Source organism: Pseudomonas sp. BF-B-15 (assembly GCF_019946675.1).
GTDB lineage: Bacteria > Pseudomonadota > Gammaproteobacteria > Pseudomonadales > Pseudomonadaceae > Aquipseudomonas > Aquipseudomonas migulae.
The window spans coordinates 1-24,741 of the sequence record NZ_JAGYFZ010000025.1; the positions used below are offsets into that span (position 1 = coordinate 1).

The window sequence follows — 24,741 nt, forward strand, 5'->3', positions numbered from 1 at the left end:
ATCACATTGATGGTGACTGATACACCGCCATCGCGAGCAGGCTCACTCCCACAGGGAACTTCACCTGTCATCACATCGGCGGTGTGACACCGTCCTTGCCAGCCGAGATGGATTGGGCGGTCAGTGTTCCATCCGCACTCTGAGTTACAAACGTCACGACCTTCACACCCACCTTCAGCAAGCTGCGATCCCCCGGCACCAGGTTCACGATCGGCACATCCTCCGGCACCAGGATCTTCTGCTGTCCGCCCTTGTAGTTGACGGTCAACACCCGACCATTACTGACCACCAGATCACCGACGCTGCCGTTGGTCATGCTGCTGCCCTTGACCAGGTCGAAGGGTCGATGGCCGTCGCCACTGCCGGCCAGCTCCGGCGGAAAGACGTGGACTTCCAGCGCTTTGAGCGAGCCATCTTCCTGCGCAATGGCCGCCGAGCCGATGTAGCTGCCCGGTTTGATGTCTTCGATATTGGCCAGGGTGACGGCGCGGATTTTGGTGTCCTTGGTCAGGTTGATGACCACGTTTTCGCCACTGTTGACGTGGACTTTCAACACGTCGGGGCTGACCCCGGTGATCTCGCCGCGTACGCCGATGCGCATGCCCGGTGCGTCTGCAGCCTGGGCGAGGCTTGCCATGAACAATCCGATCAAAGTGCCGCGAATCAGGTAACGGAACATCGCGTTCATGAAAGTGCCTTCCGGTGATGAGTCGTAAGAGAGAACATAAGCACGCTATCGAACAAGATGTAAGTGAATGTATCATCGGATCTTGAAATTCAGGCGCAGGTTCCAGCGTCACTCATTCCGCAAAGGAATGATTGCTATCACTCCAACCCCTCTTCCGCCGACTCGGCCTGCCACTTAGCCTTCACGCATTCCTTTCTGTTCAGCGAGACACGTTATGAACTCAGCGACTCAGGCGCCCCACGGCGCCGCGACAATGACCAAAGGCATGGTGCTGCTGTTTGCCTTCTGCTGCGGCGCCATCGTTGCCAATATTTACTACGCGCAACCGATCATCGGCCTGATCGCGCCCGACATCGGCCTGACCAGCACCATGGCTAGCCTGATCGTTTCGCTGACCCAGATTGGCTACGCGCTGGGCCTGTTCTTCCTGGTGCCGCTGGGTGACCTGCTGGAAAACCGCCGACTGATGATCACCACCACCGTGGTGGCGATTGCCAGTCTGTTGGGCGCCGCGTTCACCGATCAGCCGAATGTGTTTCTGCTGATCTCGTTGCTGGTGGGGTTCAGCTCGGTGTCGGTACAGATCCTGATTCCACTGGCCGCGCACCTGGCACCGGAGGAATCTCGCGGTCGAGTGGTCGGCGGGATCATGGGCGGTTTACTGCTGGGGATCCTGTTGGCGCGACCGGTGTCCAGCGTCGTGGCTGACCACTTCGGCTGGCGGGCGATGTTTGTGATTGCGGCAGTGTTGATGGCGGCCATCAGCATCGTGCTGGCCGTGACCATTCCCAAGCGCCAGCCTGATCACAGCGCCTCCTACGGTCAGTTGCTCGGTTCGCTGTGGACGCTGCTGCGCCAGCAACCGGTATTGCGCCAGCGCGCGTTTTATCAGGGCTGCATGTTCGCCACGTTCAGCCTGTTCTGGACCGCCGTGCCGCTGGAATTGGCGCGTAATCATGGCTTGTCGCAAACCCAGATCGCGATTTTCGCCCTGGTCGGCGCCATCGGAGCCATCGCCGCGCCCATCGCCGGTCGACTCGCCGATGCTGGCCACACCCGCATCGCTTCGCTGCTGGCGCTGCTGTTCGCCAGCCTGAGCTTCCTGCCAGCATTCATCCATCCGGCCTACAGCGTCATCGGCCTCGCCGTCACCGGCGTGGTGCTCGACTTCTGTGTACAGATGAACATGGTCCTCGGCCAACGGGCGGTCTACGCCCTCGACGCCAAAAGCCGCAGTCGCCTGAACGCGTTGTACATGACCAGCATCTTCATCGGCGGCGCGTTTGGCTCCTCGGTAGCCAGTGCGGTGTACGAGCATGGCGGCTGGTTGTGGATCGTGATTGTGGGTAGCGCGTTTCCACTGTTGGCGTTGTTGCGGTTTTTGGGTGTTTCAGAGAAACGTTCGCTGGCTACCGCTTAAGACGCCAAAAGCTTCGCGGGCAAGCCTCGCTCCTACAGATCATTCATTCCTGTAGGAGCGAGGCTTGCCCGCGAAGGCGATGTAACTGGCACTACTCAATGTCGAACCAGCTTCTCCATCGCCGCATCTGCCAAAAAGGAAGAGCGGCTTTTGACATTGTGCTCGCGCACATACCGGTCAATACGCTGAATCACATAGCCGGGCAACGTCACATTGACCTTCTCGGTCTTGCCCATATACGGCGAGATGTCCAGCTCCAGCATTCCCCATCCCATGTCGGCGAAGTCCGGGTTGCCACGATGGGCGGCAGCCGAAGTCGGCATCGGGATCGACTCCCCGTCAGCCGCCAGCTCCTGAAGCATGATGTGGGCAATCTCGATGGCGGCGTTATAGGCGTCTTCAAACGTATCCCCGGCTGTTACGGCACCCGGAATATCGGGGATCTGAATACCGATGGCGGTGTTCTCGTCGCCCCACTCGATACAGATTGGATATTGCATTATGGATCTCCTGCGTGACTGGCTGGCGGGCAGTACAGCCCGGCTCGCCTCCTGATGCTTTTAACCGTCCCGGTCGGTAAATCCTTTTTCGGGTGAGGGACGGGAATCGTGTACGGGTTGTATCGGTGGGTGAAGAGATGATGGCTGCCGGTAATCCGGTCCAGCGTCCAGCCCGCCTCCTGCAGTTCCTTGATCAATAACCTGCTTTGCACCAACAGCCTCCTTGCTCCGGCCCAGACAAAAATAACTCTAGAGTTATCTTTACTCAAGCACAAAAACCCCGATCACGACGTTCGGTTGTTTTACGATTTGTGATTGCGGCCCCGCGTTACCTTCCCGAGAATGAATTCTTTCGCTCTGCGTCAGCAGTCACCCCGAGGTAATCCCGGTTTACACTCAGCGTCCGGAGCCTGAAGCGATGCGGGATGTGGTTCGCGGTTGACCGGTTCAAATGCCGCCTGACCTGCGGCATGTTTTGTTCAAGGAGTGTGCAATGACCCGACGTACTTTTCTCATCACCGGCGCCAGCAAAGGCATTGGCCGCGCGGTGGCCGAACACCTGGACCGCGCCGGACACCGGGTGGTCGGCATTGCCCGCACGCCTGACCTGAGTTTTCCCGGCATCCTGTTTCCGCTGGATTTGAGCGACAGGGCACTCACTCAGGAAGTGCTGGCGGACCTGGCCGGGACTTACGAGTTCGATGGGCTGGTCAACAACGTCGGCCTGGTACGCCCGCAAGTGTTAGGAGAAATCGACCTCGATACGTTCGATGACGTGATGCGGGTCAACCTGCACTCGGCGTTACAGGCCACCCAGGCGCTGCTGCCGAACATGCGCGCCAAGGGTTGGGGTCGGGTGGTGAACATTTCCAGCCTGACGGTGCTCGGGATTACCCAGCGCACGGCGTATGCCGCGGCAAAAGCGGCGTTGATCAGCTTCACCCGCTCCTGGGCGCTGGAACTGGCGCAAACCGGCGTGACGGTAAACGCCGTGGCACCCGGACCGACGGAAACGGAACTGTTTCGCGCCAACAACCCGCCGGGAAGCGAGGGCGAGGCGCGTTATCTGGCCGGTGTGCCGATGGGGCGCCTGGGACAACCGCAAGAGATTGCCGCGGCGATTGCATTTTTGCTGTCAGAACAGAGCGGGTTCATCACCGGCCAGACGCTGTTTGTAGACGGTGGTTCTTCAATAGGCAAAGCGGCGTTCTGACCCACAACACCAATCAACAGGTGGGAGCAGGCTAACCGGCCGAATGCCGGCGTGTATTACTGAATTGCGAACTGACAAAACCCGGACAGCAAAACGGCGACCCGTAGATCGCCGTTTCCATTTACTGTCCGAATTGCCGTCCCAACCCACCCGGCACGCCATGGATGTCCGTGTCTTCCCATGGCCCGTTCGGGCTGATCGAGCGGCTCCAGCCGTTGTTCCAGCGGTAGTACGTGCGCTGGCGGTAGAAGGTGTTGGTCTGGTCATCGAGCACATATACGCCGAGCTTTTGATCCCAATGGCTGTTACCGCCCGGTGGCGGTGCGAAGCTGGCCGAGGTGCGTGGCATCGGTTTGGCGGGCTTGGCCGGAATACTTGGCTTGCCTGGCGTCGGTGTCGTTGACGGCGTCGGGCGGGGCTGCGACGGCGGGATCGGTGGCAGCGACGTCGGCTCTGGGCGCTGGACCGCACACGCGCTTAACCCCAAAACCAGACTGAGCAGGGTAATACGAGCAATGGCGGTCATGGCGGTGGTTCCTGTTATTTATCTGGGCTGTCGATGGTCAGTTTTTGCGCCGCGGTAGTGCTGCTGGCCATAGGCTGGCTGCGACCGATCCATTCGCCGGCAGTCGGTTGGCCGGCCCGTGAGATACGCGCAACCAGTTGGACTTCAGGAAAGTTCGACAGTTTCAACTGCGGCATCATTGCGTCGGCATCGCCCAGTTCCACGGTCGCCGGCAAGTCAGCCACGGTCAGGCGTTTGGCGGCCAATGGTGCTGGGGGCCCCGAGGTGGCGCGGGCGAAAATGAACACGCTGTCACCCGGCTGAACCTTGGCCTTGAGCTCTGGCGCCAGATCGACGCTGACCTTGAGCAGCGCCGCAACCTTGGGCGCAGGTGCCTGGGCAACCTTGCCGCCGCTGGCTTCGAGTTTCTCGGTAGCCCGGGCAATACCGCCTTGCAGTGCAGCGCGGGAGCCGTCTTCCGGTGGCAGTTGCACCAACAGGCGATTCCAGTAATCGATGGCGTCCTGATAATGCGCGCTTTCAAACGCGGCGATACCGAGCAGGCCAAGGCTGGTGACTTCCTTCGGATCGGCTTTCAGCGCTTCGTCGGTCAGGGCCTGAACCTTGTCCGACCACTTCTTGCCATCGGCGAAGTACTGGGCTTGCGCCCATTGGCCGAGCAGTTCCGGCTGACGACCGGCCAGGTTCACCGTGCGCTCGAAGATCTTCGCCGCATCGGCGGGACGATCCTGCGCCATGTATGTGCGACCCAGGAAGTACAGGCCTTCGGCCGAATCCGGTTGAGCGGCGACGGCGCGTTCCAGACGGCGGGTCATCTCTTCCATCGACTGCGGTGCCTGGGAGAATTCGCGGGTCAGTTCGACCTTGTCGCTGGCGCCAAAATGCAGGTAGAGCCCAAGCCCCAACACCGGCACCAGAATCGCCGCCAGCAATGGCAACGGTTTGCCCAGACGTGCCGCGCGCGGTGCATCGGCGCCTTCGGTGTCGGCGAGCAACTCACGAGCAGCTTCGGCGCGACCGGTTTCCAGTTGCGCAGCGTTGAGCACGCCCTCTTCCTGCTCGGCTTGCAACTCAGCCACGCGCTCTTGATACAGCGCGACGTTCAGGGCAGTACGATCCTCTTCCAGCTGGGCGCGGCGGCCACGCAGAACGGGAATCAGCAGAAAACTCAGGGCAACCAGAAGCAGCAGACCTGCAGCGAGCCAGAAATCAATCATTCTTGGTTTTATCCAACAGTTGATCGAGGCGCTCGCGCTCCTCGGCAGAAAGCTCATCCTTGGCATCAGCGCGTTGGACGCGACGACGGCGGACGATCACGGCGATGATCACAAAACCGCCCAACAGCAGGCCGGCGGGGCCGAACCAGAGCAAGGCAGTCTTGGCGTTGAGTGCGGGTTTGTAGCGGACGAAATCACCGTAGCGATCGACCATGAAATCGATGATCTGCTGATTGTCCTTGCCCTCGCCCAGCATGCGGAAAATCTCTTTGCGCAGGTCGGCGGCGATCGGTGCGTTGGAATCGGCGATGTCCTGATTCTGGCACTTGGGGCAACGAAGCTCTTTGGTCAGCTCGCGAAAACGCTCGCGATCACCTTCTTTGGCGAACTCATAGGTGTCGATGGCCGCGTGCGCCACGCCGGCCATGCTCAAGCCCAATACAACGGCAGCTATCCAGCGCTTCATGGCTTGGCCTCGTCCACCAGCGCCTGATACTTGGCCGCCAGTTTTTCGCGCCAGACCTGCTCGTCGATCACGCCGACGAATTTGTCGCGGATGATGCCCTTGGCGTCGATGAAGAAGGTTTCCGGTGCGCCGTATACGCCGAGGTTCAGGCCCAACGTGCCTTCGTCGTCACGGATGTCCAGTTGATAGGGGTTGTGGAACTCCACCAGCCACTTCAAGGCATCCGCATTGATGTCCTTGTAGTTGATGCCGTAGATCACCACGCCCTTCTCGGCCAGCTTGTTCAACACCGGGTGCTCGACCCGGCAGGAAATGCACCAGGTGCCCCACACGTTGACCAGCGCCGGTTTACCGAGAATATCTGCCTTGGTCAGGGTCTTGTCGCCCTGCACCGCGGGCAGGGAAAACTCCGGGAACGGCTTGCCGATCATTGCCGAAGGCAGCTCGGCCGGGTCCAGATAGAGCCCGCGATAAAGGAAAACAGCCACCACCAGAAAAACCGCCAGCGGCAACAGCATCAACCAACGTCTCATGCAGTCGCTCCCGTCATGCCCAGTGCTTCACGCACGCGGCTTTTCACCTTGACCCGATAACGACGATCCAGCGCCGCCAGCAGCCCGCCCAAACCAGTCAGCAGACCGCCGAACCAGATCCAGCGCACGAACGGTTTGACGTGCACGCGCACGGCCCAGGCGCCATCACCCAGCGGTTCGCCGAGTGCGACATAGAGGTCGCGGGTGAACCCGGCGTCGATCCCGGCTTCAGTCATCACCGAGTTCTGCACGGTGTACAGGCGTTTTTCCGGGTGCAACACACTGATTTCCTTGCCGTCGCGGATCACCCGTACGGTGCCTTTGTCGGAGGTGAAGTTCGGGCCTTCGAAGTGCTTGGCGCCTTCGAACACGAACTGATAACCGCCAAGATCCATGGACTCACCTGGCGCCAGGCGCAGGTCACGTTCGGCGCTGTTCTGGCTCGACAGCACGACACCGAGCGCGCACACGGCGATACCCAAATGCGCAAGCTGCATGCCCCAATAGCTGCGAGTCAGGGTCGGCAGGCCTTTGATCAGGCCTTTGTGGCGGGTCTTGTCGAAGATGTCGCGGATACCGGCCAGCAACACCCAGGCGGCCAGCATGAACGTCGCGATCACGGCCCAGTTGAAATCGCCATAAGCGACGCCAGCCACCACGGCCAGCGCGGCGCTGCCGAGCAACACCGGGGTCAGCATGCTCATCAGCCATTTGACCGGCGTGTCTTTCCAGCGCACCAGCATGCCAACCGCCATCACCACCATCAGCAACGCCATCAACGGAATGAACAGCGCGTTGAAATACGGCGGGCCGACCGACAGCTTGGCGCCGGTCATTGCATCGAGAATCAGTGGGTACAAGGTGCCCAGCAGGATCATCGACGCCGCTACCACCAGCACCAGGTTGTTGCCCAGCAGCAAGGTTTCGCGAGACCAGAGGTTGAAGCCGACATGGCTCTTCACCACCGGCGCGCGCAGGGCAAACAGCGTCAGCGAACCGCCCACCACGAACAGCAGGAAAATCAGGATGAACACGCCGCGCTCGGGATCGGAGGCAAAGGCGTGAACCGAGGTCAGCACGCCAGAACGCACCAGGAACGTACCCAGCAAGCTCAACGAGAACGCAGCGATGGCCAGCAACACAGTCCAGCTCTTGAACACGCCACGTTTTTCCGTGACCGCCAACGAGTGGATCAGCGCAGTGCCCACCAGCCAAGGCATGAAGGAGGCGTTTTCCACCGGGTCCCAGAACCACCAGCCGCCCCAGCCGAGTTCGTAGTAAGCCCACCACGAACCGAGGGTGATGCCGATACCGAGGAAGGCCCAGGCGACGATGGTCCATGGACGCGACCAACGCGCCCACGCTGCATCGAGTCGACCGCCGAGCAATGCCGCGATGGCGAACGCGAAGGCCACGGAGAAACCGACGTAGCCCATGTACAGCATCGGCGGGTGAACGATCAGGCCGATGTCTTGCAGCAGCGGGTTGAGGTCACGACCGTCCGCCGGAATCTGCGGCAGGATCCGTGCGAACGGGTTGGAGGTGAGGATCAGGAACAGCAGGAAACCGGTGCTGATCATGCCCATCACCGCCAGCACCCGCGCCAGCATGACTTGCGGCAACTGCCGGGAGAACACCGACACGGCGAAGGTCCAGCCGCCGAGGATCAATGCCCACAACAGCAACGAACCCTCATGCGCGCCCCACACTGCACTGAACTTGTAGTACCACGGCAAGGCGCTGTTGGAGTTGCTGGCGACGTAGGCGACGGAGAAGTCGTCGGCCATGAACGCATAGGTCAGGCAACCGAAAGCGAACAGCAGAAACGCGAACTGCCCCCAGGCGGCCGGCTGGGCCAGGCTCATCCACAAACGATCACCGCGCCAGGCACCGAGCAACGGCACCACCGCCTGAACCAGCGCGAAACACAGCGCCAGAATCATGGCCAGATGGCCGAGTTCAGGAATAAAGATTCCAGACGTCATCGATCAACCCTCCTTCGCGGGCGTTGGAGCAGATTGACCACTGTCTTTCAAAGCCTTGGTCACTTCCGGCGGCATGTATTTCTCATCGTGCTTGGCCAGCACTTCGTCAGCCACCACCACGCCATCGGCGTTCAATTTGCCCAGCGCAACGATGCCCTGCCCTTCGCGGAACAGGTCCGGGAGGATGCCGCGGTAACTGATGGTCACGGACTTGTTGAAGTCGGTAACGATGAATTTCACGTCCAGCGAATCGCCGGAGCGTTGCAGCGACCCCTTCTCGACCATGCCGCCCGCACGGATACGCGTGTCTTGCGGCGCTTCGCCGTTGGCGATTTGCGTCGGGGTGTAAAACAGATTGATGTTCTGCTGCAGGGCGCTCAGGGCCAGACCGACGGCAGCGCCGACACCGACCAGGATCGCGAGAATGATGATAAGACGCTTTTTGCGCAGCGGATTCACTTGCCGTTCTCCCGGCGCAGACGACGCGCCTCTTGTTGCAGATACCGCTTGCGGGCCAGGATCGGCGCCGCCACGTTGAGGGCCAGCACTGCCAGGCTGATGCCGTAGGCTGACCAGACATACAGGCCGTGATGGCCCATGGCGAGGAAGTCGCCGAATGAAGCAAAAGTCATCGAGCGGCCTCCAGGCTGTTCTGCACTTCGACTTTCACCCAACTGGCGCGGGCCTCGCGCTTGAGCACTTCAAGGCGCATGCGCAGCAGCAAAACCGCGCCGAAGAAACAGTAGAAACCCAGCACTGTCAGCAGCAATGGCAGCCACATTTCGACCGGCATCGCCGGTTTTTCGGTGAGGGTGAAGGTCGCGCCCTGGTGCAGGGTGTTCCACCACTCCACCGAGTATTTGATGATCGGGATGTTGATCACGCCGACAATCGCCAGCACCGCGCAGGCCTTGGCCGCGCTGTCACGATTGCTGATGGCGTTGCCCAGCGCAATGAGACCGAAGTACAGAAACAGCAGAATCAGCATGGACGTAAGTCGTGCATCCCAGACCCACCACGAACCCCAGGTCGGTTTGCCCCAGATCGCGCCGGTGACCAGCGCCACGGCGGTCATCCAGGCACCGATGGGCGCCGCGCATTGCAGGGCGACGTCGGCCAGTTTCATTTTCCACACCAGCCCGACGATGCCGCACACCGCCAGCATCACGTAGACGGACTGCGCCAGCATGGCGGCGGGAACGTGGATATAGATGATGCGAAAGCTGTTGCCTTGCTGGTAGTCCGGCGGCGCGAAGGCCAGGCCCCAAACGACACCAATGCTGATCAGCAGCAACGCTCCGATGCTCAGCCACGGCAGCAGTTTGCCGCTGATGCCATAAAACCATTTGGGTGAGCCGAGCTTATGAAACCAGGTCCAGTTCATTACTGTTTCCATCACGGTTGCTGCTCGCCATCACGAGCAGCCTAGGGTCTTTACTGGTTAAAATTTAACCAGACCTCATTATTCGCCGACGCTGATCTTCAGGCCAGCAGCTATTGCAAAAGGTGTCAGGGTTATCGCCAGGGCGGTCAGGCTACCAAGCCACAGGAGATAACCGATTGCCGGCATGCCCTGCAATGCCGCCTGCAAGGCGCCACTGCCGAGAATCAACACCGGGATGTACAACGGCAGAATCAGCAGGGCCAGCAACAAGCCGCCCCGCTTCAAGCCTACCGTCAGGGCCGCGCCCACCGCACCGAGCAGGCTCAGCACCGGTGTACCCAGCAACAGGGAAAGCAGCAACACGGGCAGACAGGCGGTGGGTAAACCGAGCATCAACGCCAGCAGTGGAGCGAGCAAAACCAGTGCCAGACCAGAGAAGGCCCAGTGTGCCAGTACCTTGGCCAAAACCAGAAGAGGCAGGGGGTGCGGCGAAAGGACCCACTGCTCAAGGGAACCGTCTTCGAAATCACTGCGGAAAAGCCCGTCCAGCGAGAGCAAAACCGATAAAAGGGCTGCCACCCAGACCAGTCCCGGAGACAAGGTTTGCAACAATTGAGACTCGGGACCGACCGCCAACGGGAACAGCGAAACCACGATCGCGAAGAACACCAACGGATTGGCCAATTCCGCCGGACGGCGGAACAACAAGCGAGCCTCACGGGCGACCAACAGGCCGAAAACACTCATACGGCCCAATTCCCCAGATCAATGTCGCGATAGCCGGTCGGCATTCGACTCAGCGTGTGGTGCGTGGTCAGTACCACCATGCCGCCACGCTCACAGTGCGCGGCCAGGTGTTCTTCGAGTTGCGCCACGCCTTGCTTGTCGAGCGCAGTGAACGGCTCGTCGAGGATCCACAGCGGCGGGCTGTCCAGATACAACCGTGCCAGGGCCACGCGGCGTTGCTGACCGGCGGACAGGGTGTGGCACGGAACATCTTCGAAACCGCGCAGTCCGACAGCAGCAAGCGCTGCCCAAATGGCTTCATGGGAGGCCGGTTGATGCAGCGCGCAGAGCCAGCTGAGGTTTTCTTCGGGGGTCAGCAGATCCTTGATGCCCGCGGCATGACCGATCCACAGCAGATTGCGCGCCAGTTCGCTGCGTTGTTCGTTCAGCGGCTGGCCATTGAGCAGCACTTGACCGGCAGTCGGTTGCATCAGGCCCGAAAGCAAACGCAAAAGGCTGGTTTTGCCACTGCCGTTGGGGCCGCTGATTTGCAACATTTCGCCACTGGCCAGTCTCAATTCGAGATTTTCGAAGAGCAGTCGAAGGTCTCGCTCACAAGCAAGGGCAACGGTTTGCAGGACAGGACTGGTCAAGAGATCACGGGCCTTTACGGTTCAAGTCGGCGGCGGAACGGCCGCTAAAGAGATGCAGCATAGATGCATTGGCGGCCTGTTCTAGAGAGCTGCGTCAAACAAATGCAATGTTTTCGCCACTCTGTGAAAGACGGGCGGCATTATACATGCCATGCCCCACTCTAAAGAGGGCAATTTCCTCAGGTTGTGACCGCGTATGACAGGCGAAATGAACATCCTCCCGCTACCACCGACCACGCCCGCGACATCGCGCCCGCAGGTGGTGAGTGGCGAACTGCTCAAGCTGCTGACGCCGATGGAGGGCCTGATTACCGTCGGGCAGACCGCCAAAGCCGAAGTGCTGTCGCTGAAGCAGGCGGATCAGTCCTTTCAACTGCTGCTCAAGGTCACCCTTGAAAACGGCCGTCAGACCACGGTTCAGGCCACCAGCAGCCAACCGCTGCCACAGGGCACGAACCTGGCAATTACCCAGCCATCGGCCGGCAACCTCGCCGTGACGGTGCAACAAGCCATTGCCTCCAGCGTCGCCACCCTCACCCGCATCGATACCACACAACTGCCGGTGGGCACCCTGCTGCAAGGCAAAGTGCTGACCTCCCAGGTACTGCCGCAAGTGCCGGGCCAGCCGACGGTGTTTCGTTCGATGGTGAGCCTGCTCAACACGGCGCTGAGCGGCAGCACCCTGAACATCGACAGCCCCACGCCGCTGCGCATCGGCACCTTGCTGAGCGCGCTGGTGCAAGACACCCAGACCCTGAAATTCGTCCCGCTGAGCAGCCGCCAGGAACAACTGGCAGTCACCCAGCAACTGGTCAGCCAGCAGAGCCGCCAGGGCTCGCTGGACGGATTACTGAAACTGCTGCAAAACCTGCCAGCCTCGAATCAGACGTCCAGCGACCTGCGGGCCGCCGTGGACAAGTTGCTCGCCGGCCTGCCGGACGTGCAGCAACTCAGCACGCCAAAAGGCCTGGCCCAGGCGCTGGCCAATAGCGGGCTGTTCCTTGAGGCGAAACTGCTCGCCGGGACGAATCCGACGCTGGCACCGGATATGAAAGGTGATTTGCTGAAGTTGATCGCGCAACTGACACCGGGGTTGCCGGCCAACACCAATCTCAATGCGATCATCGCTGCCAACACGCTGGCCCAGACCATGCCTAGCTTTGTGCGTAGTGCCCTGGGCATGCTCGGCCAGGTCAGCGCCAAACCGCAGCCGACCAGCTTTCCTTTGCCTGAGCGCTTCCTGCAGAGCGCGGACGGCGAAGGTGATCTGGAGCACTTGCTGCGCCTGGCGGCAGCGGCGGTTTCACGCCTGCAAAGCCATCAGCTGTCGAGCCTGGAGCAAACCGGCGTCACAGACGACGGTCGGCTGATGAGCACCTGGCAGCTGGAAATCCCGATGCGCAATATGCAGGACATCGTGCCGTTGCAGGTCAAGTTCCAGCGCGAGGAAGCACCGGAGAAAGAACACCCCAATGAACGCCGTGACGAACGCGAGCCCAAGCAACAACTGTGGCGCGTCGAGTTGGCGTTCGACATGGAGCCGTTGGGGCCGTTGCAGATTCAGGCGCAGTTGGTCAACGGCAGCCTGTCCAGCCAGCTGTGGGCCGAGCGGCCGTACACCGCGAGTCTGATCGAGAGCAATCTTGTCGGGCTGCGCGAACGCTTGCTGGCATCTGGCCTGAATGTCGGCGATCTCGATTGCCACCTTGGCACACCGCCGCAAGGTCCTCAAACCCGTCTGGAACAACGCTGGGTCGACGAAACCGCATGAGAAATCCCGATACTCCACGCCAGGCCATCGCCCTCAAATACGACGGCACCCACGCCCCTACCCTCACGGCCAAGGGCGACGAAGAACTGGCGGAAGAAATCCTCAAGATTGCCCGCGATTATGAAGTACCGATCTACGAAAATGCCGAGCTGGTGAAATTGCTCGCGAGGATGGAGCTTGGGGACAGTATTCCGGAGGAGTTGTATCGCACGATCGCCGAGATCATTGCGTTTGCCTGGAATCTGAAAGGCAAGTTTCCGGCGGGACATGACCCGAGTGCGCCGATGATCGAGAAGGACATCACCGATCGCGGGGATGATTACTGAGGTTTCGAAGACGCCATCGCCAGCAAGCCGGCTCCTACAATTTTTTGTGGTGTAGCACGAACCTGTGAACACCACTGACCTGTAGGAGCCGGCTTGCCGGCGAGGTGGCCCTGAGGCTTGCACCGCCCTTTCGGACGCCATCGCTGGCAAGCCAGCTCCTACAGTTTTTTGTGGTGTAGCACGAACCTGTGAACACCACTGACCTGTAGGAGCCGGCTTGCTGGCGAGGTGCCCCTGAGGCTTGCACCGCCCTTTCGGACGCCATCGCTGGCAAGCCAGCTCCTACAAGTGCGCTGTCGTGTGAAAAATCCGAGAACACACCAAACTCTGTAGGAGCCGGCTTGCCGGCGAGGCGGCCCTGAGGCTTGCAGCGCCCTTTCGGACGCCATCGCCAGCAAGCAGGCTCCTACAAAAGCGCTGTCAGTTCTTGTGCAGCTTGCTCATCAACTCCGCCTCAGCCTGGGTCAAGCCGCAGGACTGAGTCAGTTCATCGACGCTCGCGCCCATTCCGACCAGGCGCGCTGCCTGGGCAAACGACAGGCTCGACGGGTCGCGCTGTTCAAGTTGAGCCAGCTTGTCCGGCAACGGCCCGACCACCGCGCGCAGCTCGTGCAGGTCTTCCCCCATGCGCACGCTGCCGTTCTGGTAGTTGTCAACGCGCTTGCCCAGGTCCTTGATGCGCTGATCGCGCAGCGCATCGCCCTCGGCCTGTTGCGCAGCGATCCGCCGCTGACCGCGAATGTACGCCAGAAACATTGCCAGCGTGCCTGCCCAGAAGAGGAACAGGACAATGACCGCAACCTCAAGAATCAATCAGATACTCTCCAGTTCCGACCATTCTTCTTCGCTCATCATCTTGTCCAGCTCGACCAGGATCAGCAATTCGTTGTTCTTGTTGCACACGCCTTGAATGAACTTGGCGGACTCTTCGTTACCCACGTTCGGCGCGGTTTCGATTTCCGACTGACGCAGGTAAACCACTTCAGCCACGCTGTCGACCATGATCCCGACCACTTGTTTGTCGGCTTCGATGATGACAATCCGGGTGTTGTCGCTGATCTCGGCATTCATCAGGCCGAAGCGCTGACGGGTGTCGATTACGGTAACCACATTGCCGCGCAGGTTGATGATGCCCAGCACGTAGCTTGGGGCACCCGGGACCGGGGCGATTTCGGTGTAGCGCAGGACTTCCTGAACGCGCATCACGTTGATGCCGTAGGTTTCATTGTCCAGCTTGAAGGTTACCCATTGCAGGATCGGATCTTCGGAACCTTTTGCAGACGACGCCTTATCATTCATACCCTGACCCCTCGAAAAACCGCCCTAGCGGTGTGTGTTCAGTGCGATGGCAAGTCACTTGCCCCGCGTGTTTTTTATGTCGGTTTGTGGGACGGCTTGCCGCCGCCCATGTGCTTCGCCCCACCGCTGGCGATCAGCTCGGCCAGTTCGGAAACGTCGAGCAACGCACACATGTGTTCAATCACCGTGCCCGCCAGCCATGGCCGTTGACCCCGGTGGGTGCGCCATTTGATTTCGTTCGGGTCCAGACGCAACGAGCGGCTGACCTGATGCACTGCCAGCCCCCACTCGTAGCCCTGAACCGAAATAACGTATTGCAGGCCCTGACGGAAGTCATCGCGATAGCGGTCGGGCATGACCCAACGGGCGGTATCGAGCACTTTCAGGTTGCCGGCCTGGCTCGGCAGGATTCCGAGGAACCATTCCGGCTGACCGAACAGCGGTGTCAGTTCCTGACCGGCCAGGGAATAAATCGAGCCCAGGCACACCAGCGGCACCGCCAGGGTCAACCCGGCGACATCGAACAACAGGCATTCGAACGGCTCGGCGGCCCACGCAGGACGGCCGTTGGTTTCCACTGGCGGCGGCGTGTTGCTCGGCGGCAGATGGACTTCGACGATCGGCGGCACGAGCGCTTGCAACTGCGGTGCGGTCGGCGGTACCAGCTCTTGCTGCAGCGGAGCGGTCGGCGGTACCAGCGCTTGCAGCAGCGGTGCGATGGTAGATACCGGCGCCAGGCCCGGGACCGGCGCCTCCATCAGCGCCACCGGGGCTTTCACCACAGGTGCGGTGACCGGCGCGGCAACGGCTGGCGGTTTCTCGGCCGGCTTCTGCGCATCGCGCGCCTGTTCTTCAAGCACCGCGGCCTGGAATTCGTCCAGCGCCGCTTCAACCTCGACCACCTCGGGAATCGCTTCGACTTCCGGCGGCAACTCTTCGGTCGCGTCCATCAACAAGCTGTCCAGATAGGACTGGAGCGCAAGTTGCGGACGGGAAGTGATTTTTACCGGGCGATTCATCTCACGCCACCTGCGCAACGGATTGCTGCGTCAGCAAGTGCTTGAGCAGCGCGCGATAGGCCAGCACGCCGCGGCTCTTGCCGTCGAATTGCGAAGGCGTCACGCCGGCACGGCTGGCGTCGCGCAAACGCGTATCGACCGGGATGTAGCCTTGCCAGATTTCTTCCGGATACTTGTCGCGCAGCACCCGCAAGGTCCCGAGCGACGCCTGCGTGCGCCGGTCGAACAGGGTCGGCACGATGTTGAATGCCAATGGCTGCTTGCGCGAACGGTTGATCATCGCCAGCGTATTGACCATGCGCTCCAGGCCTTTGACCGCCAGGTGCTCGGTCTGCACCGGAATCACCAATTGCTGACTGGCCGCCAAGGCATTGACCATCAGCACGCCGAGCAACGGCGGGCTGTCGATCACCGCGTAATCGAAGTCTTGCCACAATTGCGCCAGGCTCTTGGCAATCACCAGCCCCAAACCACTCTGCCCCGGCGACTGGCGCTCAAGCGTCGCCAGCGCGGTGCTCGACGGCAACAGGGAAATACTCGCGTGACTGGTGGGCAACAGCAACTGACCGGGCAAGCCTTGCGGCACGCTGCCCCGGTGCAGGAACAGGTCGTAGCTGCTGTGTTCCAGGCTGTCGGGGTCGTAACCGAAGTAGCTGGTCATCGAGCCGTGGGGATCGAGATCGACCACGACCACGCGCTTGCCCGCCTCAGCCAGCAACCCGGCTAAAGCGATAGAGGAAGTGGTTTTACCAACACCACCCTTTTGATTGGCAACGGCCCAGACTCTCATTCGGATTGTTCCTCCCGGTCGATTCGACCGGGAAATAGCTCAACGTGTTAATGCGGGTGACGGAGAATTGACGGCGCTCTCTCGTCCCGGCGACTTGACTGGTGCAGGTGCAGTTTGTGTGCCAGCACGCTTCAACGCGGCATCCGGTTGCGCATGAGCGGTTCCGGTGCCGGTGAGGCTGCGACGGACATCAAGATTTCGTGACACCACCAACACCACACGACGGTTGCGCGCACGGCCTTCGGCGGTCGCGTTGTTGGCCACCGGCTGGAATTCACCGTAACCCACCGACGCCAAACGACCAGGATTTACCCCCTGCATCGCCAGCATCCGCACGATGCTCGCCGAACGGGCCGAGGACAGCTCCCAGTTGGTCGGGTATTGAGCGGTGCGGATCGGTTGATCGTCGGTGAAACCTTCGACGTGAATCGGGTTGTCGAATGGTCTCAGGATCACTGCGACCTTATCGATGATGTTGAATGCCATGTCGCTGGGCATGGCGTCGCCGCTGCCGAACAACAGGCTGGAATTGAGTTCGATCTCGACCCACAGCTCGTTGCCGCGAACGGTCATCTGGTTGGAGCTGATCAAGTCGCCGAACGCGGCGCTGATGTCATCGGCAATGCTTTTCAGCGGATCGCTGGCACCGGCGATGCCGGCGTCGACCTGTTCGCTGTCCTTGACCAGCGGCTTGGCCGGGGTCACGGTTTTCGGACGCTCTTCACCGATGGGGATCGGCTGGAGCGAACGATCCGAATCGGTGAACACGCCGATCAACGCTTGCGAGATGATCTTGTACTTGCCTTCGTTGATCGAAGAGATCGAGTACATCACCACGAAAAAGGCGAACAGCAACGTAATGAAGTCGGCATAGGAAACGAGCCAGCGTTCATGGTTTACATGTTCTTCAGGTTGTCGACGGCGTGCCATAGTCCATGTCTCCCATCAATCCATGAAGCCCTGAAGCTTCAACTCAATAGAGCGAGGGTTTTCACCTTCGGCGATCGACAGGATGCCTTCCAGCAACATTTCGCGATAACGCGACTGACGCAATGCAACGGATTTGAGTTTGGCGGCAATCGGCAACAGCACCAGGTTGGCACTGGCGACGCCGTAGATGGTGGCGACGAAGGCCACGGCGATGCCGCTACCCAGTTGCGACGGATCGGCCAGGTTGCCCATGACGTGGATCAGACCCATCACCGCACCGATGATGCCGATGGTCGGCGCGTAGCCGCCCATGCTTTCGAAGACTTTGGCGGCTTCGATGTCGCGGCTTTCCTGGGTGTAGAAATCCACTTCCAGAATGCTGCGAATCGCTTCCGGCTCAGCGCCGTCCACCAACAGTTGCAGGCCTTTGCGCGAGTAGGCGTCGGGTTCGGCGTCGGCGATACCTTCCAGACCGAGCAGACCTTCCTTGCGGGCGGTCAGGCTCCAGTTCACCACGCGGTCAACACCGCCGGCCAGGTCCACGCGCGGCGGGAACAGGATCCAGCCAACAATCTGCATGGCGCGCTTGAACGCGCTCATCGGCGATTGCAGCAGCGCCGCGCCGACGGTCCCGCCGAGCACGATCAACGCTGCCGGACCGTTGGCCAGCGCGCCGAGATGGCCGCCTTCAAGGAAGTTGCCACCGATGATGGCGACGAACGCCATGATGATCCCGATAAGGCTGAGTACGTCCATCAGATGCACGCCTCGACCAGGTGCTTGCCAATGTCGTCGAGACCGTACACCGCATCGGCGAGTTCGGCTTTGACGATGGCCATCGGCATGCCGTAGATCACGCAGCTGGCTTCATCCTGAGCCCAGATCGAGCTGCCGCCCTGCTTGAGCAGGCGCGCGCCTTCACGACCGTCGGCACCCATGCCGGTCAGTACCACCGCCAGAACTTTGTCACCGTAGGACTTGGCGGCCGAACCGAACGTGATGTCCACACACGGCTTGTAGTTCAGACGTTCGTCGCCCGGCAGGATTTTCACCGCGCCACGGCCGTCGATCATCATTTGCTTGCCACCCGGCGCCAGCAGCGCCAGGCCCGGACGCAGGATGTCGCCATCCTCGGCTTCCTTGACGCTGATGCGGCAGAGCTTGTCCAGACGCTCGGCAAACGCCTTGGTGAAGGCGGCCGGCATGTGCTGGATCAACACGATCGGGGCCGGGAAATTGGCCGGCAACTGGGTCAGAACCCGTTGCAGGGCAACCGGGCCGCCCGTGGACGTACCGATGGCAACCAGTTTGTAGGCTTTGCGTTTCGGCGCTGGCGACGATGGGCTGGCCGCGAATGTGCGAGCCGGGATCGGTGCCGGTGCCGGTGCCGGACGAGCAGGTGCGCTGCTGCCATAACTGCCGATGCTGGAAGGCGCAGGTGTCGGTGCGGGTGCAGCGACCGGTGCCGGCGCGCTGTAGGCGCTGACACGACGGTTACTGCGCGAGATGCTGAGAATCTTCTCGCACAGCAGTTGCTTGACCTTCTCGGGATTGCGCGAGATGTCTTCGAAATTCTTCGGCAGGAAATCCACCGCGCCGGCATCCAGCGCGTCCAGGGTGACCCGGGCGCCTTCGTGCGTCAGCGAGGAGAACATCAACACCGGGGTCGGGCAGCGCTGCATGATGTGCCGCACTGCCGTGATGCCATCCATCATCGGCATCTCGTAGTCCATGGTGATCACGTCCGGCTTGAGGGCCAGGGCCTGATCGATCGCCTCTTTTCCGTTGGTCGCCGTACCGACGACCTGGATATTCGAATCCGCTGAAAGAATTTCCGAGACGCGGCGGCGGAAAAACCCCGAATCGTCCACCACCAGGACTTTGACTACCATAAACACTCCGTTAGGCGGGGGCGAGGCTTCGTCGCCCCGCTCCCCCAGAATCAAATACGCCGTGCGGCGTAACGCTTGAGCATGCTCGGAACATCGAGAATCAGCGCAATGCGACCGTCACCGGTGATGGTGGCGCCCGACATGCCCGGGGTTCCCTGGAGCATTTTGCCCAATGGCTTGATGACCACTTCTTCCTGGCCGACCAGTTGATCGACAACGAAGCCGATCCGCTGGGTGCCCACCGAAAGGATCACCACATGGCCTTCACGCTGCTCTTCGTGAGCGGCGGAGCTGACCAGCCAGCGCTTGAGGTAGAACAGTGGCAGCGCCTTGTCCCGCACGATCACCACTTCCTGGCCGTCCACCACGTTGGTGGTCGACAGGTCGAGGTGGAAGATCTCGTTGACGTTCACCAGAGGGAACGCGAACGCCTGGTTGCCGAGCATGACCATCAGCGTCGGCATGATCGCCAGGGTCAACGGGACCTTGATGACGATCTTCGAGCCTTTGCCCTTGGTCGAGTAGATATTGATGGTGCCGTTGAGCTGGGCGATCTTGGTTTTCACCACGTCCATGCCCACGCCACGACCCGACACGTCGGAGATCTCGGTCTTGGTCGAGAAACCCGGTGCGAAGATCAGGTTGAAGCAGTCGGACTCGCTGAGGCGATCCGCCGCATCCTTGTCCATCAAACCTTTCTTCACCGCGATGCCGCGCAACACGTCGGCGTCCATGCCCTTGCCGTCATCGGAGATGGACAGCAGGATGTGGTCGCCTTCCTGTTCAGCGGACAAAATCACTTTGCCGCTGCGCGGCTTGCCCATCGCTTCGCGATCGGCCGGCTCTTCGATACCGTGGTCGACCGAGTTGCGCACCAAGTGGACCAGCGGGTCGGCCAGGGCCTCGACAAGGTTTTTGTCGAGGTCGGTTTCTTCGCCGACCAGCTCCAGGTTGATCTCTTTCTTGAGCTGGCGAGCCAAGTCGCGAACCAGACGCGGGAAGCGCCCGAAGACTTTCTTGATCGGTTGCATCCGGGTCTTCATGACCGCGGTTTGCAAGTCGGCCGTGACCACGTCGAGGTTCGACACGGCTTTGGACATGGCTTCATCGGCGCTGTTGGCACCCAGGCGAACCAGGCGGTTACGCACCAGTACCAACTCGCCGACCATGTTCATGATTTCGTCGAGACGCGCGGTATCGACCCGCACGGTGGTCTCGGCTTCGCTGGCCGGTTTTTCCGCAGGCGGCGCGGCCGCTGCACGGGCAGGCGCCGGTGCAGCAGCGGCGGCGGCAGGTTTCGGTGCAGCGGCGGCAGCAGGCTTCGCTGCCTCGGCTTTTGGTTCGGGCGCCTTGGCGACAGGTGCCGAGGCCTTGGCGACGGGCGTTGCTACCGAAGAGGCGGCGGAACCGGTGCCGACTTCAGTGAACTTGCCTTTGCCATGCAATTCGTCGAGCAGCGATTCGAACTCGTGATCCGAGATCAGATCGCCGCCAGCCGCTGCTGCGGTTGGCGCAGCCGGGGTCGGTACCGAGGCAATGGCCGATTCCAGCGCATCGACGGCAAAGTTGCCCTTGCCGTGCAGCTGATCGAGCAGTGCTTCGAACTCGTCGTCGGTAATGTCGGAACTGTCACCTGGCGCTTTCGGCGCAGCCGGTGCGGCAGGCGCAGCGGGTGCTGCCACCGCGTCGACGGCGAACTGGCCTTTGCCGTGCAACTGATCGAGCAACGACTCGAACTCGGCATCGGTGATTTCATCGCTGGTCGCGGCATCGCCGGCCGGCAGCGGAGCAGCGGCCGGGGCCTCAGCCTGAGCCTTGACGGCGTTCAGCGAGTCCAGCAGTTGTTCGAATTCATTATCAGTGATGTCGCCTGATTCGGCTTCGGCAGCCGGCTCTTCCACCACTTCAGCCACAGGTGCGGCTTGATCGGCGGTTTGCGGCTCGGCCAGACGGGCCAGGGCTGCAAGCAATTCAGGCGTGGCGGCCGTTATCGGGCCACGCTCGCGGACTTCGCTGAACATGCCGTTCACCGCGTCCAGCGCTTCGAGAACCACGTCCATCAATTCCGAATCGACGCGACGTTCACCCTTGCGCAGGATGTCAAACACGTTCTCGGCGATGTGACAGCACTCCACCAGCTCGTTGAGCTGGAGGAAGCCGGCGCCCCCTTTTACAGTGTGAAAACCGCGAAAAATTGCATTGAGCAAGTCCGCATCATCCGGTCGGCTTTCAAGCTCGACCAGCTGTTCGGACAGTTGCTCTAGAATCTCGCCGGCCTCAACCAGGAAATCCTGAAGGATCTCTTCATCGGCGCCGAAGCTCATTAAGGGGGTGCTCCTAAAGGTCTAAAAACCTAAAAAACCTAAAATGCTAAAAATCTAAAATCCTAGGCTGGATAACAAATCGTCCACATCGTCCTGACCGGACACAACGTCTTCTCTTTTATCGGCATGAATCTGCGGACCTTCACCCTGAGAGAGATGTTTTTGCGGATCTTTTTCTGCAAGCATCGCTTCACGGTCATGTTCGATGCCCGCAAAGCGGTCCACCTGACTGGCCATAAGCACGAGCTTGAGCAGGTTGCTTTCAACTTCAGTGACCAATTGGGTCACACGCTTGATCACCTGACCGGTGAGGTCCTGGTAATCCTGAGCGAGCAGAATGTCGTTGAGGTTGCTCGACACCGCACGGTTGTCCGCGCTGCTACGTGCCAGGAAACCATCGACACGCCGTGCCAGCTCACGAAATTCCTCAGCCCCGACTTCGCGACGCATGAACCGCCCCCAGTCCGTGCTCAGCGCCTGAGCTTCATCGCTCAGGCTGTTGACCAGCGGCGTGGAGTTTTCGACCAGATCCATGGTGCGGTTGGCTGCGGCCTCTGTCAGCTTGACAACGTAACCCAGACGCTCGGTGGCATCTGTGATCTGGGACACTTCCTCGGCTTGCGGCATGTGCGGGTCAATCTGAAAATTGACGATCGCACTGTGCAGCTCGCGGGTGAGCTTGCCCACTTCCTGATACAGGCCGCGGTCACGGGTCTGGTTGAGCTCATGGATCAGTTGCACAGCGTCGCCGAACTTGCCTTTCTCAAGGCTTTCGACCAGTTCGACCGCGTGTTTTTTCAGGGTCGATTCAAAATCGCCCTGTGAAGATTCGTTTTGGTCCATAGCTTCCCCGTGGCGCAGTTTCTCAACCGATGCGTTCGAAAATCTTCTCGATTTTTTCTTTCAACGCCTGGGCCGTGAAGGGTTTGACCACATAGCCGTTTACACCGGCCTGGGCCGCTTCGATGATCTGCTCGCGCTTGGCTTCAGCGGTCACCATCAGCACTGGCAGGTGCTTGAGCTTTTCATCGGCGCGCACGTGGCGCAGCAGATCGATACCGGTCATGCCAGGCATGTTCCAGTCCGTTACCAGAAAGTCGATGCTTCCGCTGTTGAGAACCGGAATGGCGGTGATGCCATCGTCAGCCTCGACCGTGTTGGTGAACCCAAGGTCACGCAACAGGTTTTTTATGATCCGCCGCATCGTTGAGAAGTCATCAACGATGAGGATTTTCATGTTCTTGTCCAATTCGACCTCCAAGCAGTCTTAAACGCGCCCAGCACCTGGACGCGCCATTTCAATCAATCCGGCAAAGCACTCAATGACTGTCTGGAGCACAACAGATCGAGACCGGCGCAGTTCAACACCACACCAGCCAAGTTCGCAGTGTCCCCACACTGCCTTCAGCGCGCTCGCCACTCCCCCAAACGCCCCCGCAAACGGGCCGCGCACTGGCTGTGTAACTGGCTGACCCGAGATTCGCTGACCCCCAGGACCTCACCGATTTCCTTGAGATTCAACTCTTCGTCGTAGTACAGCGCCAACACCAGTCGCTCACGCTCCGGCAAATTGGCAATCGCGTCCGCCAGCGCTGCCTGGAAGCGTTCATCTTCCAGATCGCGCGACGGCTCGAGATGAGCACTCGCGCCATCCTCATGCAGCCCTTCGTGTTCGCCGTCCTGCAACAGGTCGTCGAAACTGAACAAGCGGCTGCCCAGGGTGTCGTTCAAAATCCCGTAGTAATCGTCGAGACTCAATTGGAGTTCGGCCGCAACTTCGTGATCTTTAGCGTCACGACCGGTTTTAGCTTCAATCGAGCGAATTGCGTCGCTGACCATGCGGGTATTGCGGTGGACCGAACGTGGCGCCCAGTCCCCTTTGCGCACTTCATCAAGCATGGCGCCGCGGATCCGGATGCCCGCGTACGTCTCGAAACTCGCGCCTTTGCTGGCGTCATATTTGGTGGATACTTCAAGCAGGCCGATCATCCCGGCCTGGATCAGGTCTTCGACCTGGACACTGGCTGGCAGTCGCGCCAGCAGGTGGTAAGCAATGCGTTTGACCAGTGGCGCGTAACGCTCGATCAGCTCGTACTGCGCGTCACGCGCCGACTTCTTGTAGAGGTTGTAACCGCTGGCTGTCATAGCACGGGTCCTGCCGTTTGTTGCACGAGGCGCTCGACGAAAAACTCCAGGTGCCCGCGCGGGTTGGCAGGCAGCGGCCAGGTATCGACCTTTTGTGCGATGGCCTTGAAAGCCAGGGAGCACTTGGAACGAGGGAAGGCTTCATAGACCGCGCGCTGCTTCTGCACAGCCTTGCGCACGCTTTCGTCGTACGGCACCGCACCGACGTATTGTAAGGCGACGTCGAGGAAGCGGTCCGTGACCTTGGTCAACTTGGCGAACAGGTTGCGGCCTTCCTGCGGGCTCTGGGCCATGTTGGCCAGGACGCGGAAGCGGTTCATGCCGTAGTCGCGGTTGAGCAGTTTGATCAGGGCGTAGGCATCCGTGATCGAAGTCGGCTCATCGCAGACCACCAGCAAGACTTCTTGCGCGGCGCGAACAAAACTGACTACCGAGTCACCAATACCCGCAGCGGTGTCGATCACGAGCACGTCGAGGTTGTCGCCGATATCGCTGAACGCCTGGATCAGGCCGGCATGCTGGGCCGGACTCAGATGAACCATGCTTTGTGTGCCGGACGCGGCCGGGACGATGCGGATGCCGCCTGGCCCCTGCAACAACACGTCGCGCAGCTCACAGCGGCCTTCGATGACGTCGGCCAGGGTACGTTTGGGTGTCAGTCCCAACAGGACGTCGACATTCGCCAGCCCCAGATCGGCGTCCAGCAGCATGACGCGCCGGCCGAGCTCAGCTAGAGCCAGGGACAAGTTCACTGACACATTAGTCTTCCCGACGCCACCTTTGCCGCCGGTCACCGCGATCACCTGTACGGGATGCATGCTGCCCATGTTATTTCTTTACCTTGTCTTGCATAGACGGAGGCCACATTACTGGCTGCGCGTTCATCAACTGAACAATGCATGGCAGACCATCGATGTAGGTACAAAAACTGTTC

At 60.6% G+C, this 24,741-nt stretch carries 29 protein-coding genes; 4 read left to right on the forward strand and 25 right to left on the reverse strand.

Annotated features, from left to right (window positions below; all coding sequences use genetic code 11):
* Window positions 1–70: 70 nt before the first annotated feature.
* Window positions 71–688: a hypothetical protein gene (locus KGA97_RS10630; protein ID WP_192226075.1), complete on the reverse strand. Its 618-nt coding sequence runs from the start codon at window positions 686–688 to the stop codon at window positions 71–73.
* 214 nt (window positions 689–902) lie between these two features.
* On the opposite strand from KGA97_RS10630, the gene KGA97_RS10635 reads away from it, so the two are divergent.
* Window positions 903–2,108, forward strand: a complete 1,206-nt coding sequence (locus KGA97_RS10635; RefSeq protein WP_223480747.1) for an MFS transporter — start codon at window positions 903–905, stop codon at window positions 2,106–2,108.
* A gap of 95 nt (window positions 2,109–2,203) precedes the next feature.
* Here KGA97_RS10635 and KGA97_RS10640 read toward each other — a convergent pair whose 3' ends face one another.
* The gene (locus KGA97_RS10640) at window positions 2,204–2,608 is read right to left on the reverse strand and encodes a type II toxin-antitoxin system HicB family antitoxin (RefSeq protein WP_192226071.1); all 405 of its coding nucleotides are present in this window, start codon (window positions 2,606–2,608) and stop codon (window positions 2,204–2,206) included.
* On the reverse strand, window positions 2,608–2,820 hold the full coding sequence (locus KGA97_RS10645; RefSeq protein ID WP_081501757.1) for a type II toxin-antitoxin system HicA family toxin: 213 nt from the start codon (window positions 2,818–2,820) through the stop codon (window positions 2,608–2,610). The genes KGA97_RS10640 and KGA97_RS10645 overlap by 1 nt, the downstream gene beginning before the upstream one ends.
* 281 nt (window positions 2,821–3,101) lie before the next feature.
* On the opposite strand from KGA97_RS10645, the gene KGA97_RS10650 reads away from it, so the two are divergent.
* Window positions 3,102–3,821 (forward strand): SDR family oxidoreductase, encoded by a 720-nt coding sequence (locus tag KGA97_RS10650; RefSeq protein ID WP_008026798.1) that lies wholly within the window; start codon window positions 3,102–3,104, stop codon window positions 3,819–3,821.
* Between the two features lie 121 nt (window positions 3,822–3,942).
* Here the strand turns inward: KGA97_RS10650 and KGA97_RS10655 are convergent, their stop codons facing one another.
* The 10 genes from KGA97_RS10655 to ccmA form a co-directional block, all read right to left on the reverse strand.
* A complete protein-coding gene (locus tag KGA97_RS10655; protein ID WP_008039842.1) occupies window positions 3,943–4,347 on the reverse strand; it encodes a hypothetical protein in 405 nt (134 codons plus the stop codon).
* A 14-nt stretch (window positions 4,348–4,361) separates the two neighbouring features.
* Window positions 4,362–5,564 (reverse strand): c-type cytochrome biogenesis protein CcmI, encoded by a 1,203-nt coding sequence (ccmI, locus tag KGA97_RS10660; RefSeq protein WP_223480748.1) that lies wholly within the window; start codon window positions 5,562–5,564, stop codon window positions 4,362–4,364.
* Window positions 5,557–6,030, reverse strand: a complete 474-nt coding sequence (locus KGA97_RS10665; RefSeq protein WP_207285362.1) for a cytochrome c-type biogenesis protein — start codon at window positions 6,028–6,030, stop codon at window positions 5,557–5,559. Before KGA97_RS10665 ends, ccmI begins: the two co-directional genes overlap by 8 nt.
* A complete protein-coding gene (locus KGA97_RS10670; protein WP_008039840.1) occupies window positions 6,027–6,563 on the reverse strand; it encodes a DsbE family thiol:disulfide interchange protein in 537 nt (178 codons plus the stop codon). Before KGA97_RS10670 ends, KGA97_RS10665 begins: the two co-directional genes overlap by 4 nt.
* Complete coding sequence (locus KGA97_RS10675) at window positions 6,560–8,548, reverse strand: heme lyase CcmF/NrfE family subunit (RefSeq protein ID WP_223480749.1); 1,989 nt, start codon at window positions 8,546–8,548, stop codon at window positions 6,560–6,562. The genes KGA97_RS10670 and KGA97_RS10675 overlap by 4 nt, the downstream gene beginning before the upstream one ends.
* Before the next feature lie 3 nt (window positions 8,549–8,551).
* Window positions 8,552–9,007: a cytochrome c maturation protein CcmE gene (gene ccmE / locus KGA97_RS10680; RefSeq protein WP_008026817.1), complete on the reverse strand. Its 456-nt coding sequence runs from the start codon at window positions 9,005–9,007 to the stop codon at window positions 8,552–8,554.
* Window positions 9,004–9,180 (reverse strand): heme exporter protein CcmD, encoded by a 177-nt coding sequence (gene ccmD / locus KGA97_RS10685; protein WP_008026820.1) that lies wholly within the window; start codon window positions 9,178–9,180, stop codon window positions 9,004–9,006. Before ccmD ends, ccmE begins: the two co-directional genes overlap by 4 nt.
* Window positions 9,177–9,932, reverse strand: a complete 756-nt coding sequence (locus KGA97_RS10690; protein ID WP_223480750.1) for a heme ABC transporter permease — start codon at window positions 9,930–9,932, stop codon at window positions 9,177–9,179. Before KGA97_RS10690 ends, ccmD begins: the two co-directional genes overlap by 4 nt.
* A gap of 78 nt (window positions 9,933–10,010) precedes the next feature.
* Complete coding sequence (gene ccmB, locus KGA97_RS10695; protein ID WP_008026823.1) at window positions 10,011–10,679, reverse strand: heme exporter protein CcmB; 669 nt, start codon at window positions 10,677–10,679, stop codon at window positions 10,011–10,013.
* The gene (gene ccmA / locus KGA97_RS10700) at window positions 10,676–11,311 is read right to left on the reverse strand and encodes a cytochrome c biogenesis heme-transporting ATPase CcmA (protein ID WP_008026825.1); all 636 of its coding nucleotides are present in this window, start codon (window positions 11,309–11,311) and stop codon (window positions 10,676–10,678) included. The genes ccmB and ccmA overlap by 4 nt, the downstream gene beginning before the upstream one ends.
* Window positions 11,312–11,507: 196 nt before the next feature.
* On the opposite strand from ccmA, the gene KGA97_RS10705 reads away from it, so the two are divergent.
* Window positions 11,508–13,082, forward strand: a complete 1,575-nt coding sequence (locus KGA97_RS10705) for a flagellar hook-length control protein FliK (protein ID WP_223480751.1) — start codon at window positions 11,508–11,510, stop codon at window positions 13,080–13,082.
* A complete protein-coding gene (locus tag KGA97_RS10710) occupies window positions 13,079–13,408 on the forward strand; it encodes an EscU/YscU/HrcU family type III secretion system export apparatus switch protein (protein ID WP_008026830.1) in 330 nt (109 codons plus the stop codon). The genes KGA97_RS10705 and KGA97_RS10710 overlap by 4 nt, the downstream gene beginning before the upstream one ends.
* Before the next feature lie 420 nt (window positions 13,409–13,828).
* On the opposite strand, the gene KGA97_RS10715 is transcribed toward KGA97_RS10710, so the two are convergent.
* The 12 genes from KGA97_RS10715 to fleN all read right to left on the reverse strand — a co-directional run bounded on the left by KGA97_RS10715 (window position 13,829) and on the right by fleN (window position 24,634).
* Window positions 13,829–14,221 carry a DUF2802 domain-containing protein gene (locus KGA97_RS10715; RefSeq protein WP_008039837.1) on the reverse strand — a complete coding sequence of 131 codons (393 nt, stop codon included), beginning with the start codon at window positions 14,219–14,221 and terminating at the stop codon, window positions 13,829–13,831.
* Window positions 14,222–14,707, reverse strand: a complete 486-nt coding sequence (locus tag KGA97_RS10720; RefSeq protein WP_008024622.1) for a chemotaxis protein CheW — start codon at window positions 14,705–14,707, stop codon at window positions 14,222–14,224.
* Window positions 14,708–14,781: 74 nt separating this feature from the next.
* Complete coding sequence (locus KGA97_RS10725) at window positions 14,782–15,726, reverse strand: CheW domain-containing protein (RefSeq protein ID WP_223480752.1); 945 nt, start codon at window positions 15,724–15,726, stop codon at window positions 14,782–14,784.
* Window position 15,727: 1 nt separating this feature from the next.
* Window positions 15,728–16,516 carry a ParA family protein gene (locus KGA97_RS10730; protein ID WP_008039835.1) on the reverse strand — a complete coding sequence of 263 codons (789 nt, stop codon included), beginning with the start codon at window positions 16,514–16,516 and terminating at the stop codon, window positions 15,728–15,730.
* Window positions 16,517–16,555: 39 nt separating this feature from the next.
* Window positions 16,556–17,446 (reverse strand): flagellar motor protein MotD, encoded by an 891-nt coding sequence (motD, locus tag KGA97_RS10735; protein ID WP_008024618.1) that lies wholly within the window; start codon window positions 17,444–17,446, stop codon window positions 16,556–16,558.
* Window positions 17,447–17,461: 15 nt separating this feature from the next.
* The gene (locus KGA97_RS10740; protein ID WP_008024616.1) at window positions 17,462–18,202 is read right to left on the reverse strand and encodes a flagellar motor protein; all 741 of its coding nucleotides are present in this window, start codon (window positions 18,200–18,202) and stop codon (window positions 17,462–17,464) included.
* On the reverse strand, window positions 18,202–19,338 hold the full coding sequence (locus KGA97_RS10745; protein WP_223480753.1) for a chemotaxis response regulator protein-glutamate methylesterase: 1,137 nt from the start codon (window positions 19,336–19,338) through the stop codon (window positions 18,202–18,204). Before KGA97_RS10745 ends, KGA97_RS10740 begins: the two co-directional genes overlap by 1 nt.
* Window positions 19,339–19,388: 50 nt before the next feature.
* Entirely contained in the window at window positions 19,389–21,662 is a 2,274-nt protein-coding gene (locus tag KGA97_RS10750; protein WP_223480754.1) for a chemotaxis protein CheA, read from the reverse strand.
* A gap of 54 nt (window positions 21,663–21,716) precedes the next feature.
* The gene (locus KGA97_RS10755) at window positions 21,717–22,505 is read right to left on the reverse strand and encodes a protein phosphatase CheZ (RefSeq protein WP_008039817.1); all 789 of its coding nucleotides are present in this window, start codon (window positions 22,503–22,505) and stop codon (window positions 21,717–21,719) included.
* Window positions 22,506–22,527: 22 nt separating this feature from the next.
* On the reverse strand, window positions 22,528–22,899 hold the full coding sequence (locus KGA97_RS10760) for a chemotaxis response regulator CheY (RefSeq protein ID WP_008006721.1): 372 nt from the start codon (window positions 22,897–22,899) through the stop codon (window positions 22,528–22,530).
* 167 nt (window positions 22,900–23,066) lie between these two features.
* A complete protein-coding gene (gene fliA, locus KGA97_RS10765; RefSeq protein ID WP_007894214.1) occupies window positions 23,067–23,807 on the reverse strand; it encodes an RNA polymerase sigma factor FliA in 741 nt (246 codons plus the stop codon).
* Window positions 23,804–24,634: a flagellar synthesis regulator FleN gene (gene fleN, locus KGA97_RS10770; protein ID WP_008001746.1), complete on the reverse strand. Its 831-nt coding sequence runs from the start codon at window positions 24,632–24,634 to the stop codon at window positions 23,804–23,806. Before fleN ends, fliA begins: the two co-directional genes overlap by 4 nt.
* Window positions 24,635–24,741 lie beyond the last annotated feature (107 nt).

Coding starts and splice junctions, on each gene's coding strand:
- KGA97_RS10755 (WP_008039817.1), bottom strand. CDS start 22,505: ATGGACCAAAACGAATCTTCACAGGGCGATTTTGAATCGACCCTGAAA.
- KGA97_RS10690 (WP_223480750.1), bottom strand. CDS start 9,932: ATGAACTGGACCTGGTTTCATAAGCTCGGCTCACCCAAATGGTTTTAT.
- KGA97_RS10740 (WP_008024616.1), bottom strand. CDS start 18,202: ATGGACGTACTCAGCCTTATCGGGATCATCATGGCGTTCGTCGCCATC.
- KGA97_RS10710 (WP_008026830.1), top strand. CDS start 13,079: ATGAGAAATCCCGATACTCCACGCCAGGCCATCGCCCTCAAATACGAC.
- KGA97_RS10725 (WP_223480752.1), bottom strand. CDS start 15,726: ATGAATCGCCCGGTAAAAATCACTTCCCGTCCGCAACTTGCGCTCCAG.
- KGA97_RS10760 (WP_008006721.1), bottom strand. CDS start 22,899: ATGAAAATCCTCATCGTTGATGACTTCTCAACGATGCGGCGGATCATA.
- KGA97_RS10745 (WP_223480753.1), bottom strand. CDS start 19,338: ATGGTAGTCAAAGTCCTGGTGGTGGACGATTCGGGGTTTTTCCGCCGC.
- fliA (WP_007894214.1), bottom strand. CDS start 23,807: ATGACAGCCAGCGGTTACAACCTCTACAAGAAGTCGGCGCGTGACGCG.
- KGA97_RS10705 (WP_223480751.1), top strand. CDS start 11,508: ATGACAGGCGAAATGAACATCCTCCCGCTACCACCGACCACGCCCGCG.
- KGA97_RS10630 (WP_192226075.1), bottom strand. CDS start 688: ATGAACGCGATGTTCCGTTACCTGATTCGCGGCACTTTGATCGGATTG.
- motD (WP_008024618.1), bottom strand. CDS start 17,446: ATGGCACGCCGTCGACAACCTGAAGAACATGTAAACCATGAACGCTGG.
- KGA97_RS10665 (WP_207285362.1), bottom strand. CDS start 6,030: ATGAAGCGCTGGATAGCTGCCGTTGTATTGGGCTTGAGCATGGCCGGC.
- KGA97_RS10650 (WP_008026798.1), top strand. CDS start 3,102: ATGACCCGACGTACTTTTCTCATCACCGGCGCCAGCAAAGGCATTGGC.
- ccmD (WP_008026820.1), bottom strand. CDS start 9,180: ATGACTTTTGCTTCATTCGGCGACTTCCTCGCCATGGGCCATCACGGC.
- KGA97_RS10655 (WP_008039842.1), bottom strand. CDS start 4,347: ATGACCGCCATTGCTCGTATTACCCTGCTCAGTCTGGTTTTGGGGTTA.
- KGA97_RS10670 (WP_008039840.1), bottom strand. CDS start 6,563: ATGAGACGTTGGTTGATGCTGTTGCCGCTGGCGGTTTTTCTGGTGGTG.
- KGA97_RS10730 (WP_008039835.1), bottom strand. CDS start 16,516: ATGAGAGTCTGGGCCGTTGCCAATCAAAAGGGTGGTGTTGGTAAAACC.
- KGA97_RS10640 (WP_192226071.1), bottom strand. CDS start 2,608: ATGCAATATCCAATCTGTATCGAGTGGGGCGACGAGAACACCGCCATC.
- ccmI (WP_223480748.1), bottom strand. CDS start 5,564: ATGATTGATTTCTGGCTCGCTGCAGGTCTGCTGCTTCTGGTTGCCCTG.
- fleN (WP_008001746.1), bottom strand. CDS start 24,634: ATGGGCAGCATGCATCCCGTACAGGTGATCGCGGTGACCGGCGGCAAA.
- KGA97_RS10720 (WP_008024622.1), bottom strand. CDS start 14,707: ATGAATGATAAGGCGTCGTCTGCAAAAGGTTCCGAAGATCCGATCCTG.
- KGA97_RS10635 (WP_223480747.1), top strand. CDS start 903: ATGAACTCAGCGACTCAGGCGCCCCACGGCGCCGCGACAATGACCAAA.
- KGA97_RS10675 (WP_223480749.1), bottom strand. CDS start 8,548: ATGACGTCTGGAATCTTTATTCCTGAACTCGGCCATCTGGCCATGATT.
- KGA97_RS10750 (WP_223480754.1), bottom strand. CDS start 21,662: ATGAGCTTCGGCGCCGATGAAGAGATCCTTCAGGATTTCCTGGTTGAG.
- ccmB (WP_008026823.1), bottom strand. CDS start 10,679: ATGAGTGTTTTCGGCCTGTTGGTCGCCCGTGAGGCTCGCTTGTTGTTC.